Source organism: Nostoc sp. (assembly GCF_036917135.1).
In the GTDB taxonomy this organism is placed as follows: domain Bacteria; phylum Cyanobacteriota; class Cyanobacteriia; order Cyanobacteriales; family Nostocaceae; genus Nostoc.
This window is the reverse complement of the sequence record NZ_JBALEA010000025.1, coordinates 38733-53673: the sequence shown is the minus strand read 5'-3', so window position 1 is coordinate 53673 and position 14941 is coordinate 38733. Positions and strand designations below refer to the sequence as shown.

The window sequence follows — 14941 nt, the reverse complement described above, 5'->3', positions numbered from 1 at the left end:
TTCATACTTCCTGAGCAAGGGGTGGATAATAGAGTATGAGCTTGGTTTCCAGAATTTTTGTAGAGACGTAATTAATTACGTCTCTATAAGCTAAAACACATCTAATTTGCATGCATATTAAAATTATCTCAATATCCTGTGGATTGGGCATCTTCCCCGCCCTGACTATGCAACTTGAATGCCGATTAGCTTACTTCCAAAAATATTTTAAAACTTACATAATTTAACTAGAGAAATCGTAAATTGTTTTGGAAAAAAAATCTAAGTAGTTTTGTAGGGTGTGTTAGCAGAGCGTAACGCACCCTACTGGAACGACAGAGCTAAAATAGTGCATTAGACGTAGGTTGGGTGGAGCGGAGCGCAACCCAACAGATATCAGGATGTTGGCTTTGGCAAAGCCTCCAACGCCACTTGCTACAAGGTGGGAAACCCGCGCAACGCAGTGGCTCCCCAACCGACAATTTTTTTGCACCATTTTAGCCTTTTCATGCAACTACTGGCGTGGCAAGGCTAAATGTGTGCATTCAGAAAAAAGCAGAAAACGTTGATTTATCTCAATTTTCTCAAAAATCTATTGCACTATTTTAGCCTTGCCACACCACTAGGTGTATTTCACAAATCAAACGCTAGTCCTATATATTAATTACTTTGTTAACAGAACTTTGCCCGAATCAGAAAATTATTCAAAATATCATAAATACTGTAGTAATATACCACAGGCATTAACTATCTTCAGCTATATCTGATTGTTAGCGCTCTGAAGTTTACAATTGATGAGAATATACTATGAGCCTAACTCTTTATTTTCTCCGTCACGGACAGACAGAATGCAGTCGCAATAATTCCTTTTGTGGTTCCATAGACTCAGAACTTACCCCAGAAGGCTTGGAGATGGGAAAGGCTTTTGCCTCTGCATATAGTTCTACACCTTGGACAGCAATATTTTGTAGTCCAATGCAGCGAACTGTATTGACAGCAAAACCTTTGTGTGTATCCATAGGGATGGAACCACAACTTAGGGATGGTTTGAAGGAAATCAACTATGGTGAGTGGGAAGGAAAAACGCCAGAAGTAATTAGCCGTGAATATCACGATGATTATATTCGCTGGTCAGCAGATCCGGCTTGGAATGCGCCAACTGGTGGAGAAATGGCGGTTACAATTGCTTCTCGCGCCATACAGGTAATTGAGGAAATTAAGCAAAATTACAGCAGTGGCAATGTGTTAGTGGTTTCTCACAAGGCAACTATCAGAACTATTCTGTGTAGTTTACTAGGGATTGATGTGGGACGCTTCCGTTTTCGTTTGGGATGCCCTGTTGCTTCGGTGAGTATTGTAGAATTTAGCTCACATGGACCACTGTTAAAGGTTTTAGCAGACCGTAGTCATTTGGATGAGCGGTTGCGAAATTTACCGGGAACTTGAGGGAGTTAGGAGTTAGGAGTTAGGAGTTATTATTTTTACGTTGCTTACCGTGACTGGCAGGCTCAGTATATTTGCAGAGAATGTTGATCGCTATTTTCAAAATATATAATACGGCAATTGTTGCGATCACAATTCCAAATCACTGGCTTGTAGTGATGAATATCGCAACATTCGGGCATCTTTCCACTAGTAGGGAAGAAGGAAAAAAAATACTCGATCAGGGTTTCAGCCTGAAGTTGACACTAATGGCCAGCTATATGGTATTATTTCATGGCATTATGCTAAAAAACTTTGCCTAGAATCAAAGAGTAGCCAACCCATGAGTTTAGCTGTAATTAAGTTCTCTTCAGAAGAGTGCGGCATCTGCCACAAAATGTCTTTTTATGACAAAAAGGTGGCTGAAGAACTGGGTTTAGAATTTATTGATGTAAAAATGCAAGATACGTCTGCTTACCGCAAGTATCGCAAGATTTTATTGACTCAATATCCCGATAAATCAGAAATGGGATGGCCTACTTACATCCTCTGCAACTCTCCAGAAGGCGAATTTGAGATTGTGGGTGAAGTAAAAGGAGGTCATCCAAAAGGGGAGTTTAGAAGCCGTCTGCAAGAGGTTCTGAATTCTACGGCTAATCAGAACTAATTAAGTCAAAAGATTTGACCTCTAAAACAGGGCCAATCATGGCAATAGTCATGACATCTTCGCGTACCTGTCCTTTAACTTTTGCTTTTTGTCCGGCTTTGAGTAAGTCTTTGTCAGCCCCTTTAAGGATTTCGTAAGTAACGCCCTCTTCTGTGACTAACGCCCATGCGCCCATACCAATATCACGGCGTTCGATTGTACCTGTAAGTGTAATGCTCATAAGGAGTGGGGAGTGGGGAGTGGGAAGTTAGGAGTGGGGAGTGGGGAGTTAGGAGTTATCAAGAATTCTTCCCCTATTCCCCATTCCCCATTTACGCTATTTTCTCTTCGTTTTTCAATGCTAAACGAACAAGTCCATAACAGATTAGGGCGTTGGCAATAAGGAAGAGGCGTGCTAAGTTACCACTTCCTAATCCCCAAACTGCTGGATCGAAAAATGCACTTACAGTTAAACACGCTGCTATACCTAAGCTTGAACCAATGGCAAACCATTTCCAACTAGGATGTCCCAGCAGCAATGCCATTAACACAACGGGAATTAGTACACTAGCAAACAGGGGATTTAACGCATCAGTTCCTTGGAGGCTATTGCCTAGTTCGGGAATTGAACTGCCCAAAACTCGGAAAGGCCATTGGGGAAGATCAAAAATATAGATTCCCTTGAGGAAGAATAACCCAGAACTGCCGGCAATTAATCCACTGAATAAAGACCAACTCCAAGTGAAGGGGAAGTAAACTCGTAAAAACCAAGCCAGCAGATAGGAACCAACTACCATTAAAATCTTAGGTAACAGTGCGATCGCACCACCATCAATCCAAAAGCCGGGGTTAATATAGCCGCTATCCCGTAACCACCGGAAGAAATCTGGGAAACTGATTTGCCCCTGGAAGGCTAGTTTAACTGCTGCTGCTGCATTAAGTTGTCCAGCGCCATAATAGTTCAAACCATCATCCTGGATAACTAGCGCTGACTGCTTAAGGACTTTTAAAATTTCATCTGGTTCTTTGATGCCAGCAGCTTTAATTAATGCTGCAACCCCGGCAACGTGGGGAGAAGCCATGCTTGTACCTTGTAAGCCAAGAAATATGCCTTCGCCCTTTTCATTGATGGTTTCTTGGAGAATCTGACCAGTTTCACTACCACCAGGAGCAGATATATCTACCCCTGCACCAAAGTTAGAATAAGGTGCCCTTTCGCCATCTGGGCCAATTGCCGAAACGCCGATGACGTAGGGATAGCGGGCTGGATAACTTGCCCCATTGGTGTTTTCATTCCCGGCTGCGGCAATAATAACTACACCTTTTCTATGGGCATACTCGATCGCTTGTTTCATCAAGTTGCTTTCACCGCCACCGCCCAAGCTCATATTAATCACATCTGCGCCTTTATCAGCAGCAAATTTAATCGCTTCGGCAATATCGGCAACAGTCCCACCGCCAGCTGAACTGAGTACCTTCAGTGGCATCAGACTGGCTTCGTAGGCAATTCCAGCAACGCCATATTTGTTATTGGTCGCTTGGGCAATAGTTCCAGCAACATGGGTACCGTGGCCGTTATCGTCTGTGGCTTCTTCTCGGTCGTTAACAAAATCATAGCCTTTGACGAATTTTGTCTCATACAAGTCCCGCACCTTGGTAATCCCAGTGTCAATTACTGCAACTGTGATGCCACTGCCTTTGGTTTGACTCCATGCGCCTTCAATACCTATTTTGTGCAAGTTCCACTGCTTGCTGTAATATTGATCGTTGGGGCCAGTTAATGAAGGACTTGTTTCTTCATCTTCTTGGGGTCTTAAAATTTCTCCCAGCCAAGTGGCTTTACTTGGTTCGGGAATCTTGGTGTAGATATAGTTTGGTTCAATGAATTCTGTCGCTTGGGCAAACTGAGATTTTTTCAGTTCTTGGAGCCGTTGGCGATCGCCCTTGATAATATAAACATGATCTTTTTCTGAAAACTTGTTGTCTAATTGGGGTGTAACGTTGTATTGTTTGGCGATCGCTTGTAGATCCTGTTCCACCACAAGTGATGGAATGTCTTCCCGAAAATCAAGCAAAATCGTCTCAAACTCTCCTTTACCTGCCAATCCCTGGAAATTCAGGAACCCAAATATGGCAGATCCCAACCCAATGACAAACAAGCACCATAATATAAGCTTTCTCATATTAACTAATCACCGCTTCTTGCCAGTTTGTTCACTACCATAACTTATCTGCATCACTTGTTGGTGGATTTTGCACTTTTAGTTACAAGTTTCACTCAGGATTCAGGATTTTTTAAACGATGGAACGTGGTCTTTTGTGGTTGCCCCTGTTAGCAATGTTTTTCTGGTTGGCTTGGCAAGGCTCGAAGGAATATCAAAAAGTTGAAGCCTATCGCACTTGGGCAGAGCAATTTGAACGGGCTAAGTATGATATTTATGCTGTATTAGGTCAAAAAGGCAACGATCTAACTTGGGGAAAACCCACGCCTCAAGGGCCGATTAAACTAGAAACATTCTCTTTGCTTGATGTTAAGCAAATCTATCTTTTGGTAGATGACAAACAAGTAGATTTAGAAAAAATACCGGAAAAAGGTCGTTCTATAGAATTAGAGTTTCTATTTTCTGAATCTACTGACTCAGTGCGAGTTCCGTTTACAGAAATCCCTTTGGCGGCGGAATGGGGTAAGTTTTTACAAAGGGTATTGCAAGACTTGCGATCGCAACCAGATGACTAAATAATTCGTAATACTTCGGCTACGCTCAGTACAAGTTCGTAATTCGTCAAGTTTAAATTGATCTATAAGCAAGTTCGTAGTCAGGACTTTAGTCCTTATTTTTTAAGCACTAAAGTCCTTACTACAAACTTTTCATTACTAGCTTGACAAAGTACTAGAGCATCGATTCAGTAATCAAAAACCTAACCACCCAGCCCCTTCCCTACCAGGGAAGGGGGAGCAAAACTCCCCTCTTTGCTTGCCTAACGGCAGGCTGACACCAAGGTCGAGGAGTTGGGACAGAGGTTCTTCCGAGATTACTGAATTGGTGTTCTAGGAGGTTTTCATCGCCAGAATCTTCAAAGCTACTGCTTCAGCAATAGGCATCACTGATAAACGATTTCCTTGTCTCAGCACTATTAGCTCTTCGGCGCTAAACTCATCTTTGAGTGTTGATAGCAAGATGGGGTTAGGAAAAACCTCAACAAATTCTACGACAACTGTTTGCCACCGAGGGGATTCGGAATTTGATTTCGGGTCATAATATTTACTTTTTGGCTCAAACTGGGTTGGGTCGGCAATATCTTTTTTCACCACACGCATTAATCCAACAATACCGAGAGGATTAGTGTTGGAGTGATAGAAAAAAGCTAAGTCTCCTTCATTCATTTGGCGCAAAAAGTTACGAGCTTGATAATTGCGAACACCGTCCCAGATAGTCTCGCTCTGCTGTTGAAGGTCAGTAATGCTATAGACTTCTGGTTCTGATTTCATTAGCCAATAATTCATCTACACAAGTTATGGATATAGGACTCGGATTTGATTTTTGAAATCCACATAGAAATCAACATCGGGTGCGTTAGGCTCCGCTAACACACCCGACAAAATAGTATGTAAGTTCGTAGTCAGGACTTTAGTCCTGGATTTTTAAGCACTGAAGTGCTTACTACGAACTCATCAAAATTAATGACATTAACCACTAGTGGTCTGTCTCATTAAATTTGAGTGATAAGAGAACGAACCGCAATCGCGTAGCGTCTCCCCTTCTCCCAAAGGGAGAGGCTAGCGCCAAGGGAGAAGGACGCAAAGGGCAGCGCGGTCTTGGGGAGCCAGTGCGGTCTTGGGGTCTCCCCAAGTGGAGCATCTGGCGTGGTTTCCCCCATGAGCGACTGCCGTCGCGAAGAAAGAAAGAAATTTAAATTTGATTTACTCCTTATAACTAATGGGACAGATCACTAGGCATTCAGTTTTTTCTCTACTAATTCGTTAGTCAGCTTAGGATCAGCACGTTTAGCTGTCTTTTTCAGAACTTGTCCGACAAAGAAGCCTTTGAGGTTGATGTTACCGTTGCGATACTTTTCTACTTCTTTAGCATTGGCGGCTATGACTTCATCAACGATGGGTTCCAGTACACTAGGATCGGTGATTAACTCAAGACCGGCAAAGGCTTTCTCAGGAGAAATACCACTGAGCAAATCTGGGAGCTTTTCTTTAGCTTGAGCATTGCTAATTTTGCCAGTTTCAATGCGAGTGATGATATCTGCTAGATTGGTGGGAGTCAGAGCGATCGCAGTGATACTGAGTTTTTGCTTGTTAATGTATGCTGCAATATCTTGAGTAATCCAGTTTGCAGCAGCTTTGGGATTTGCTCCCGCCGCGATCGCTGCTTCAAAATATTTTGCTACTGGATGATCTTCTGTCAACACTCGCGCATCGTAAACCGAAAGCCCCAACTCGTTTTCATAATGATGGCGTTTTTGGGCTGGTAGTTCTGGTAATTCGCTACGCCATTGGGCTAATTCTGCATCTGATACTTCAATTGGTGCTAAATCTGGTTCGGGGAAGTAGCGGTAATCGCTAGAACCTTCTTTGACTCGCATACTACTTGTACGTTGAGCGCCTTCTTCCCACAGACGAGTTTCTTGGATAATGCGATCGCCTGCTTCAATGGCGGTGATTTGGCGCTCAATTTCGTAGTCAATCGCCCGTTGGATGGCGCTGAAGGAGTTCATGTTTTTAATTTCTACCTTGGTACCAAACTCCTTTCGTCCCACCGGACGCACGGAAATGTTGACATCGCAGCGCAGAGATCCTTCTTGCATATTGCCGTCACTCACGCCGAGATACCGCACAATCCGGCGCAATTCTTCGGCATATTCAGCAGCTTCTATTCCAGAACGCAAATCAGGTTCCGAGACAATTTCTACTAAGGGGATACCTGCGCGATTGTAGTCTACTAGAGAATAGGAAGAACCAGAAAGGCGATCACTACCAGCGTGTACCAATTTTCCCGCATCTTCCTCCATGTGCAAACGTGTGATCCCAATGCGTTTGCGAGTGGGATTACCCTCAGCATCTACCAACTCAATTTCTAACCAACCATGTTCTGCGATCGGTAGATCATATTGAGAAATTTGGTAATTTTTGGGTAAATCTGGATAAAAATACTGTTTACGATCAAATTTGCTATATCTAGCGATTTGGCAATTTAGTGCCAAACCTGTCTTGACGGCGTATTCTAATACTTTTTGATTGAGTACAGGTAAGACCCCAGGTAAACCCATACAAACTGGGTCAATGTTAGTATTGGGATCAGCACCGAATGCCGTAGAGCTATTAGAGAAGATTTTGGTGTTGGTACTCAGTTGACAATGGGTTTCTAAACCAATAATCGCTTCATACTCAGTTTTTACAGTTGTAGCAGTGGTCATAATCTCAATATTTGGGCATAATCCTTGTAGTGGTACTATTGTAGCGGCGTATTGAGTTGCCCTGAAGACGGTTATTTGGGTGAGCAATGCTTACCCTCTTGAGCTTGAAAAGGGAGATGCAAAGCAAAGGTGAAGAAAATCTTAATCATTGGTTCTGGAGGTGCTGTTCAAAGGGGGTAGGGTGTGGGGTTGCAGGTATTGGGAACCCACGTTTTAAAACGTGGGATTGTAACAAGGACACTGTTTTTCTCTCTACGAGACGCTAAGAGCGAACGCGCTTTGCATCTCGAAAAACATCTTTTTTTTAACTGAAGCTCTAAACTCAGCAACTAAAGTTTTTATTTAAACCCCTACCCCCCACACCCTGTTTTTTGTAAATCTACCCTAGCCCGCGAGCTGGGAACGATTTTAGGCTTAGAAGTGATTCACTTGGATGGTTGCTACTGAAATCCTGGTTGGGTTGAGACTCCAAAAGCTGAATGGCAGAGCATAATTCAAGACTTAAGCCGACGAAAATCTTGGATTATGATGGTAGTTTTTTTGGATTTTCCCCATCTTTTATGTTTGTCGCGAGTGATTAAACGTCGCTTCATGTATGCTGGACAATCTAGACCTGATATGGCATCAGATTTTCCTGAATAGGGTTATTTTCCTTTGTAGGCAAGGAGTTAAGAAAGAGGGAAATATGTATTGCATCCAATTGCCATACATACTTCGTTAGTTAGAGAAATCTCTGGATCAGGAGTTGAACTGCTACAATAAGCGTCTTAGTTGGCATCATCCAGAGTTAGTTAATCAAAGTTGGGCTGATATTTAGGGGGTTATTTGAAAAAGCGTCCATTGGGATTAGTGGCAATTGTTGTCTACAAAACATTTACCGCCTTGCTACTTATGGCTACTTCGATCGCTTTATTATTGACATTAAAAAATTATCAAAATCTAGAGGCTTTTTCGGATGATTATGTTTTAGAAGGTAAATCGATAATTATTGATTGGGTTTTAAAGAAAGTTATTAACTTAAATCCGAGAACTCTAGCATTTAGCGGTGTTGGAGCCGGAATTTATGCTATTGTTACTACTATTGAAGCCGTTGGTCTGTGGTACGAAAAGCGTTGGGCACATGTCTTGGTCTTGGTACTTGTCGGTATCAGTATTCCACCAGAGATTTATGAGTTGATTCGGGGTATATCTCCTATAAAAATATTGGTTCTTGTGTTGAACTTAGCAGTGTTTGGCTATTTATTACGAAATTTTCCTAAACATCAAAACTAATACCAACCTCTTGCCTCGTGCCTCTTGAAGACAAGAGGGTGCGGGTTTAGGCAAAACCAAGACCCCACGTTGTACAATCGCTAGAAATACAATCTGGAGAGCGACTTGCCTAAATCGATTCACTCAACTCAACCACCACTAAAATTTATTCCCCAACGGTTGAACCGGCTGGTACTCCAGATTGTTCGGTGGTTACTGCCGATCGCACTCAGGTTTCGCACTCGCCCTTGGCTACCAGCTGGTATTGTCAAGATTGAAGCCAAGAATGTTGAGGTATTAGCTGAACTTTATCAACAATTCCAGGCTGGAAAAATTCGCTTTTTGTTGGCATTTCGCCACCCAGAGGTGGAAGATCCTCTGTGTATGCTGTATTTGCTTTCTCGCATTGTGCCACAAGTTGCCCGTCAGGAAGGCATTACACTAAAATCTCTTGTTCACAGCTATTTTCTTTATGACCGGGGTATGACGGTTTGGGCTGGAGATTGGCTGGGTTGGTTATTTTCACGGATAGGGGGTGTACCTGTTCATCGCGGTAGACGACTAGATCGCCAAGCGATCCAAACTGCACGGGAGTTATTTACTAATGGTGAACTACCGATCGCAGTGGCACCGGAAGGCGGTACTAATGGTCATAGTGGTATTGTTAGCCCCTTAGAACCTGGTGTTGCTCAAATGGGGTTCTGGTGTGTAGAAGACTTGCAAAAAGCCAACCGGACTGAGACTGTAATCATTGTGCCGATCGCCATCCAGTATCGCTACGTTGAGCCACCTTGGTCTAAACTGGATTGGCTCTTAAGTAAGTTAGAAACTGATAGTGGCTTGAAAGTTTTGGAAATTGAGCAGGGCGATGGCGAAGAAATTTACTATCAACGCCTCTTGAGGTTGGCTGAATATCTCATTACCGAGATGGAAGAGTTTTATCGTCGCTTCTATCATCAAGACATCCCAAAAACCATCTCAACTGATGAATCTGCTAGTGCGAATCAGATATTAATTGCTCGACTTCATCGCCTACTGGATAAGGCTTTACAAGTTACTGAGCAATATTTCGGAGTTCAAGGGCAGGGTAATTTTATTGACCGTTGTCGCCGATTGGAAGAGGCTGGTTGGAATTACATTTATCGGGAAGATTTGCCAGATATCAATGCTTTACCACCCTTCAAACGCGGTTTAGCAGACTGGATTGCAGAGGAAGCAGACTTGCGGATGCGACACATGCGGATAGTGGAAAGTTTTGTTGCAGTCACAGCTACTTATATTCAGTCACAACCGACGGCGGAACGGTTTGCCGAAACTGCTTTGCTTGTATTCGATATGCTTTCCCGAATTCAGGATACAACACTTCCGGGGCGACCTCGGTTAGGTTTGCGACAGACACAAATCACCGTGGGAGAGCCAATTTCAGTTACAGAACGCTCTCGAAATTGTCAGGGCGATCGCTTGGCAGCTAGACAGGCTGTGAGCGATTTGACAAAAGATTTGCAAATCGCTTTAGAGAAGATGATTGGTTGATTACTCATCAATTTAAAGTTGACAGAGTACTATGACTATCTCATTGATTAGCGATCGCACAACTGCAAACGGCTTACCCCTCTTGTGTCATCCTCCGCGAGGACAATCTCTAGAAGCTTTATCAGTCAATCAATACAAGCTATCCTATGACAAAAACTTGGTTATTGTATTTGTTATTAGGAAAAAATCTGGCGATTGCTTTGTATACAAAAGCTCTATAATTCCGAAATTGCAAAAGTTTTCGGAGACTGACATAAGAGGGATATTTTATGCAGATAAGAATAATTAAATCATTCCTTTCAGCACTGCTTCGGTGATGATCGTATTCATGTAAATTAGGCTAGACAGGAAATCTAGAGGTGTTTTTGGTAATATTCCTCTATGGCACCTACAGCTTTTAGTAATGGCGAATCTAGCGGTTCAATCCAATCAGCCACTTCATGAGACAGCCCAAGAGTTGAGATTCCTCCTGATGGTTCAAGCTGACCATTCAGTGTGTTGCTTCTAATAGATTTTAGGGCACTATTCACATTTTTTAAAGGTGCAGAAAACTCAGGTTGTTTGTCTTTAAGCATCTGTTCGATAATCTCAGAAGCTTGATCGATTAGCTTGATAAATTCTTCTATCTTGGTTTCCATTAATTTTACGGACAAGTAAATTTTTGTACAACGATATTTTCTCCCTCAGACCACTTAATATTTAGATCTTTGGAATCTTGAATGAATGTCTGTTGAGCGCCACCTGGATAGCATCCCTTAGGGGTTTGAGGACCAACAATACCTTGATAAGTTGTGGTTCCTGCTGGCAAAGTTACTCTTTCTATCATAGTGGCTTCATTGCCCCATGATTGATTGAGAGCTAGATTCTTGATTACTTCTACGTTTGTTTTATATTTGTTAGTTGTTAAATACCTGCCGTATTTGTTCTGACTGCTACTATAGTAGCGATAAAAAATTCGAGGAGACTTTAGTTTTACTTCATGACATTTAGAATTCAGGAAGGTAATAGCAATCTCAGATGGGAGAGGGCATGAAGAGCTAACTTCTTGGGCAAGGACTTGTGGTGAGTTTACAAGACGCGGGAATGAACTGACTGAAAAACTCAAAAGGCTCAAACCAATACATGCGGAAGCTGACTTAAATTTCATACAAACTCTTTTTCACAATCTTTTTTGAATATGTATAAAAATAACACAGCAAACTTAGTTCCGTTACAGTAAGGTTACGAAATTTAAAAGTCAAATTTTATGAATATTATTGCCAGAATGGACATAACGACATTTATTCGAGTTTGTCAGATTGGCGAAAACATTCTGAGGTGTGTAGTTTTTTACCGTATGTCGGTAGTATGTGTTGGCGATCGCACTAAATGTTTGGTGCGATCGCTATCACCTTTTTAGGGTAAGGAAACTCCAACAAATAAATTATCCAATCTTGTGGGGTGGGCAACATCAGCACGCAGTTCACAGGACGGGCGAGACGCCCATCCCGAAATATTAGGATATTTTATTACTTGCAAGTCCCTAAAGAATTGCCCCTACGGGTTTACCTCACGTGGACGATAACCGCTATAGGATCTATTTAATTATCTGAAACTTCTCAATTGTCAGAAATATTTCTTCATCAGCTATTTGACTGTTGTAATCGACATTAATTTGGGTTGGATAGCCGAGTTTAGGATCGTATTGTACATTCAAGCTGTATGCCTTACGGTTGATAGCATCTTGAATGACATTAAAAAGTTTGGGAATTGTGTTGTATTTTTCAAAGAATTGCGGATTAACTGGTTTACCATCTAAAGTGATTGAAGTTGTTTGACCATTACGTACTTCAATGACTACTGGACCTCTAGCTTCTCCTATACAAAAGCAACTGTTGCTAAATGTATAGCGATAGTTATAAATATTTTTCTGATTCCACAAACCGCGATTAAAATTCAATCGTCTTAATAGTCTGAAATTAGAGTTATTATTCGTTTGATATTGTGTTCTCTCTGCGGGAGTTTGGGACATTGCTGGTAGGTTAAGACCTAGAGATAGCAACAGTGTTGCACTGATAATGATAGGTAAACGCATATCCATTTAGTTTTAAAAATCATAATAATTATAATATATTAATTACTTTACTTGTTTAAATAAGGTTTGTATTGTGATTAAAGTTATTTCGTGGGTAACTGAATCTCTTTTCAGAATAAGCTAAAATACATCTAATTTGCATATTAAAATTTTCTTTGCCGATTAGCTTACCCATCCATAGTCCAATCTTCAAGACATAAATTAGGAACTTTCCTAAAATCTTTTTGATTACGCGTAACGACAATTGCCCCCTTAGCCAGAGCGATGGCAGCAATTCTTAGGTCTTGCGTACCTATCTGGATTTTTTGGTAGCGCAAAGTTTGGTAGCAGCTGTATGCTGCATCGTCGAAATCCAGCAAATTCATACTACAAAAGTAAATCTGGGTTATTCGCAAATTTCGATGAGCGACTGCTAGCAGTTCTGGTTTAGTAGCACATTTACTGATAGAAGCTAGTCTGCCTTTTAATTGTTCTTCGAGTGTGACTGTTGTAATAAATATGTTGGAACTTCCGACAGTTTGAGCGCGTTGTAGAATTTGAGAGTTACCATGTTGAGAAAGAGTAACATGATCAGTATCGAGGATATATTGGCTCAAGCTGACTGATTCTCCTCTAAGGAAGCTTCATAAGGAGCGACTTCTGCATCTAATTCACGTCTATTTGCAGCCATATCTTCTACAAAATCATCAAAAAGTGGATCATCTTTGAAAATACCATCAAACTTAACCCAAGGATTGGACTCTTCAACCTGCTGTTGCTGTTTCAAGATTGGCAAACAACAAAGCCGTAATGTAACCCACCATAAGTAAGACATGATCGGGCTGTTGAACTCACTATCGTTAATTAAACCGTGAGCCATGCGGTTTCTTAAATTTGAACCTGAACGCTCAATTAGCAAGCCTTGGAGGTCAAAAAGTGTGTCTTCATCAAAAATTGAGTTTATTTGTGGATAGTTACGGGGGAAAAGAGTAGTATTCAAATCACGCTCATCTTCAATTCCCTTATCGATATCAATTTTTGAGGGTAGCGCACCGTGCTTTCGGAGTAGATAACGGATAGAATTCTCAATTTGAGGAATGAGAAGATGAGTTGATGTGAAGAAGTCTCCGGTTAATCCAGCATAAAGCGCTTTCGCAAACTGCTGTTCTCTACCTGGTGGCACAAAGGGGTTATTTGAAACAATCGGAAATAAGTCTTCTACTTGTACATTATGTTCCAAAATTATTTGATACTTTGCTGGCTCAGTATAAGCTAGAACCTGAAGTTGTTGATAGTAGATTGCATTTTTGTACATCTCAAAACGAATTGATTCTTCTACCTGCTCTGGATTATTGGATAAGCCTAACTTGGGCTTACGAGCTACAACTTTACCCATCTGATTAATCATTGAAGATGGGAATAAATGATATATGGGATTTTCAACAGCTATTTCCAAGACTTCTTGTCGAAGCTGAGACACTTTAGGTGGTGTTCCTAGAAATGCTAGAGAAAAGAGTGCATTATAAAACTCTTTACCTTTAACGTGTGATCTGGCTATATTTACTTGAACACTAATATCTGTTTCATGAGACATAGAAACTAACTCATTTAAGGATTGCTCCTGATACTGGCTAAGAAGCTTGTGAACCTCCTCGGCTCTTTGTTTGGCAGCGATAGTTTCTTCCTTAGTACCTCGGACATTCATGAAAGCTTCAAAAGCTTTCTCCATAAAAGGTGACGCTTGCAGGTACCTTGCATCTGTACCCTTAAGGCTATCTTCAGCTTCTTTTACATAGGTTTCAGCCGCCTGCATTTGCGCTGCACGTTCTTTTTCTGCATCTTTTTCAAGACGATGCCATTGTGCTTTAATTTCCCAATAGTTTCTTGCTCTACGCCAATCATGCGCTGATTCTGATAAAGTTGCGGCTTTCTCAGCTAGAGCAGCGTATTTATTAAAATTACCGCGTTTGTATTCCTGCAAAAGCTCCATAAGCTTTGCTGATAAAAACTTTGGATCTTCTCCATTGCAGCGCTCAAGAACTGTCTCTATATGTGCAACAACATCTTCAAATTTATAATTAATTTTGCGTGCTAGCCAGAGTGCCCGTTCAATTCTAGCGAAACAAAAAGTCCACTTTTCAGGATCTTCTAATTCTGAGGCCGATTTTAAGTAATCTGTGACTGCTAACTGCGCCATTTTATAATAGTCACGTCGTTTGCTAGTCCAGAGAATATCTGCAATTCGTGCTTGAAGCTCTGGGTCTGAGACTTCACCCACAATTTCAGCCAAAAAATCTAGCTCTTCATCAGTCAGGCTATGAACAAATTTAGCCAACAACTCCTCTGTTAATTTTGGCTTGATTCCAGTACCAGTCAGTAATACCAGAATCTCAAAGACACACTGTTCTCTAATATTTCCTGCCTCTTTCGCTTCCTGTGCCTTGTTCGAGAAGACTCTGTTGTAAGCGCTACACTCTTTTCTCTCGCTGCTATTAACCACTTCTAGCCAGCGAGAGTTAATGAAATCTTCTTTAGTGAGAGGAGGGTTTATTAATGGCATAGTATAGAATTATTTAGCTATACATCTACTATGCCAAATCTGAAATAGATCAGGCTATTGTTAGCTCTAG

The 14941-nt window shown here is 41.5% G+C and carries 15 protein-coding genes; 6 read left to right on the top strand and 9 right to left on the bottom strand.

Going from position 1 to position 14941, the window contains the following annotated elements:
- Positions 1-786 precede the first annotated feature (786 nt).
- Together V7K50_RS06980 and V7K50_RS06975 are read left to right on the top strand one after the other, a co-directional pair.
- A complete protein-coding gene (locus V7K50_RS06980; protein WP_334958479.1) occupies positions 787-1425 on the top strand; it encodes a histidine phosphatase family protein in 639 nt (212 codons plus the stop codon).
- Between the two features lie 319 nt (positions 1426-1744).
- Positions 1745-2068, top strand: coding sequence for a thioredoxin family protein (locus V7K50_RS06975; protein ID WP_334958478.1), 324 nt, complete (start codon positions 1745-1747; stop codon positions 2066-2068).
- Here V7K50_RS06975 and V7K50_RS06970 read toward each other — a convergent pair.
- Both V7K50_RS06970 and V7K50_RS06965 read right to left on the bottom strand, forming a co-directional pair.
- Positions 2055-2288 (bottom strand): hypothetical protein, encoded by a 234-nt coding sequence (locus V7K50_RS06970; RefSeq protein ID WP_334958476.1) that lies wholly within the window; start codon positions 2286-2288, stop codon positions 2055-2057. The two genes, V7K50_RS06975 and V7K50_RS06970, sit on opposite strands and share 14 nt — an antisense overlap.
- A gap of 91 nt (positions 2289-2379) precedes the next feature.
- On the bottom strand, positions 2380-4230 hold the full coding sequence (locus tag V7K50_RS06965) for a S8 family peptidase (RefSeq protein ID WP_334958474.1): 1851 nt from the start codon (positions 4228-4230) through the stop codon (positions 2380-2382).
- Positions 4231-4349: 119 nt separating this feature from the next.
- Here V7K50_RS06965 and V7K50_RS06960 point away from each other — a divergent pair, with 119 nt between their 5' ends.
- Positions 4350-4784, top strand: a complete 435-nt coding sequence (locus tag V7K50_RS06960) for a hypothetical protein (protein ID WP_334958472.1) — start codon at positions 4350-4352, stop codon at positions 4782-4784.
- A 312-nt stretch (positions 4785-5096) separates the two neighbouring features.
- On the opposite strand, the gene V7K50_RS06955 is transcribed toward V7K50_RS06960, so the two are convergent.
- Positions 5097-5552 (bottom strand): EVE domain-containing protein, encoded by a 456-nt coding sequence (locus V7K50_RS06955; RefSeq protein ID WP_442944557.1) that lies wholly within the window; start codon positions 5550-5552, stop codon positions 5097-5099.
- Positions 5553-5998: 446 nt separating this feature from the next.
- Positions 5999-7474, bottom strand: a complete 1476-nt coding sequence (gene gatB / locus V7K50_RS06950) for an Asp-tRNA(Asn)/Glu-tRNA(Gln) amidotransferase subunit GatB (RefSeq protein ID WP_334958669.1) — start codon at positions 7472-7474, stop codon at positions 5999-6001.
- A gap of 825 nt (positions 7475-8299) precedes the next feature.
- Between gatB and V7K50_RS06945 the strand changes: the two genes are divergently transcribed.
- Together V7K50_RS06945 and V7K50_RS06940 are read left to right on the top strand one after the other, a co-directional pair.
- Complete coding sequence (locus V7K50_RS06945) at positions 8300-8746, top strand: DUF2127 domain-containing protein (protein WP_334958468.1); 447 nt, start codon at positions 8300-8302, stop codon at positions 8744-8746.
- A gap of 105 nt (positions 8747-8851) precedes the next feature.
- Entirely contained in the window at positions 8852-10258 is a 1407-nt protein-coding gene (locus V7K50_RS06940) for a 1-acyl-sn-glycerol-3-phosphate acyltransferase (protein ID WP_334958466.1), read from the top strand.
- Between the two features lie 353 nt (positions 10259-10611).
- Here the strand turns inward: V7K50_RS06940 and V7K50_RS06935 are convergent, their stop codons facing one another.
- Together V7K50_RS06935 and V7K50_RS06930 are read right to left on the bottom strand one after the other, a co-directional pair.
- Positions 10612-10896: a hypothetical protein gene (locus tag V7K50_RS06935; RefSeq protein ID WP_334958464.1), complete on the bottom strand. Its 285-nt coding sequence runs from the start codon at positions 10894-10896 to the stop codon at positions 10612-10614.
- A 5-nt stretch (positions 10897-10901) separates the two neighbouring features.
- Positions 10902-11405 carry a hypothetical protein gene (locus V7K50_RS06930; RefSeq protein WP_334958462.1) on the bottom strand — a complete coding sequence of 168 codons (504 nt, stop codon included), beginning with the start codon at positions 11403-11405 and terminating at the stop codon, positions 10902-10904.
- Positions 11406-11504: 99 nt separating this feature from the next.
- Here V7K50_RS06930 and V7K50_RS06925 point away from each other — a divergent pair, with 99 nt between their 5' ends.
- Positions 11505-11657: a hypothetical protein gene (locus V7K50_RS06925; protein WP_334958460.1), complete on the top strand. Its 153-nt coding sequence runs from the start codon at positions 11505-11507 to the stop codon at positions 11655-11657.
- 177 nt (positions 11658-11834) lie between these two features.
- Here the strand turns inward: V7K50_RS06925 and V7K50_RS06920 are convergent, their stop codons facing one another.
- From V7K50_RS06920 to V7K50_RS06910, 3 genes are all read right to left on the bottom strand, one after another.
- The gene (locus V7K50_RS06920) at positions 11835-12332 is read right to left on the bottom strand and encodes a DUF6174 domain-containing protein (RefSeq protein ID WP_334958458.1); all 498 of its coding nucleotides are present in this window, start codon (positions 12330-12332) and stop codon (positions 11835-11837) included.
- Between the two features lie 167 nt (positions 12333-12499).
- Positions 12500-12928: a type II toxin-antitoxin system VapC family toxin gene (locus tag V7K50_RS06915; RefSeq protein WP_334958456.1), complete on the bottom strand. Its 429-nt coding sequence runs from the start codon at positions 12926-12928 to the stop codon at positions 12500-12502.
- Positions 12925-14871: a DUF4209 domain-containing protein gene (locus V7K50_RS06910; RefSeq protein WP_442944556.1), complete on the bottom strand. Its 1947-nt coding sequence runs from the start codon at positions 14869-14871 to the stop codon at positions 12925-12927. The genes V7K50_RS06915 and V7K50_RS06910 overlap by 4 nt, the downstream gene beginning before the upstream one ends.
- Between the last annotated feature and the right edge of the window lie 70 nt (positions 14872-14941).

What these genes read in the sequence shown, in the direction of transcription:
- V7K50_RS06980 (WP_334958479.1), top strand. Translation starts at nt 787, where the DNA reads ATGAGCCTAACTCTTTATTTTCTCCGTCACGGACAGACAGAATGCAGT.
- V7K50_RS06975 (WP_334958478.1), top strand. Translation starts at nt 1,745, where the DNA reads ATGAGTTTAGCTGTAATTAAGTTCTCTTCAGAAGAGTGCGGCATCTGC.
- V7K50_RS06970 (WP_334958476.1), bottom strand. Translation starts at nt 2,288, where the DNA reads ATGAGCATTACACTTACAGGTACAATCGAACGCCGTGATATTGGTATG.
- V7K50_RS06965 (WP_334958474.1), bottom strand. Translation starts at nt 4,230, where the DNA reads ATGAGAAAGCTTATATTATGGTGCTTGTTTGTCATTGGGTTGGGATCT.
- V7K50_RS06960 (WP_334958472.1), top strand. Translation starts at nt 4,350, where the DNA reads ATGGAACGTGGTCTTTTGTGGTTGCCCCTGTTAGCAATGTTTTTCTGG.
- V7K50_RS06955 (WP_442944557.1), bottom strand. Translation starts at nt 5,552, where the DNA reads ATGAATTATTGGCTAATGAAATCAGAACCAGAAGTCTATAGCATTACT.
- gatB (WP_334958669.1), bottom strand. Translation starts at nt 7,474, where the DNA reads ATGACCACTGCTACAACTGTAAAAACTGAGTATGAAGCGATTATTGGT.
- V7K50_RS06935 (WP_334958464.1), bottom strand. Translation starts at nt 10,896, where the DNA reads ATGGAAACCAAGATAGAAGAATTTATCAAGCTAATCGATCAAGCTTCT.
- V7K50_RS06930 (WP_334958462.1), bottom strand. Translation starts at nt 11,405, where the DNA reads ATGAAATTTAAGTCAGCTTCCGCATGTATTGGTTTGAGCCTTTTGAGT.
- V7K50_RS06925 (WP_334958460.1), top strand. Translation starts at nt 11,505, where the DNA reads ATGAATATTATTGCCAGAATGGACATAACGACATTTATTCGAGTTTGT.
- V7K50_RS06920 (WP_334958458.1), bottom strand. Translation starts at nt 12,332, where the DNA reads ATGCGTTTACCTATCATTATCAGTGCAACACTGTTGCTATCTCTAGGT.
- V7K50_RS06910 (WP_442944556.1), bottom strand. Translation starts at nt 14,871, where the DNA reads ATGCCATTAATAAACCCTCCTCTCACTAAAGAAGATTTCATTAACTCT.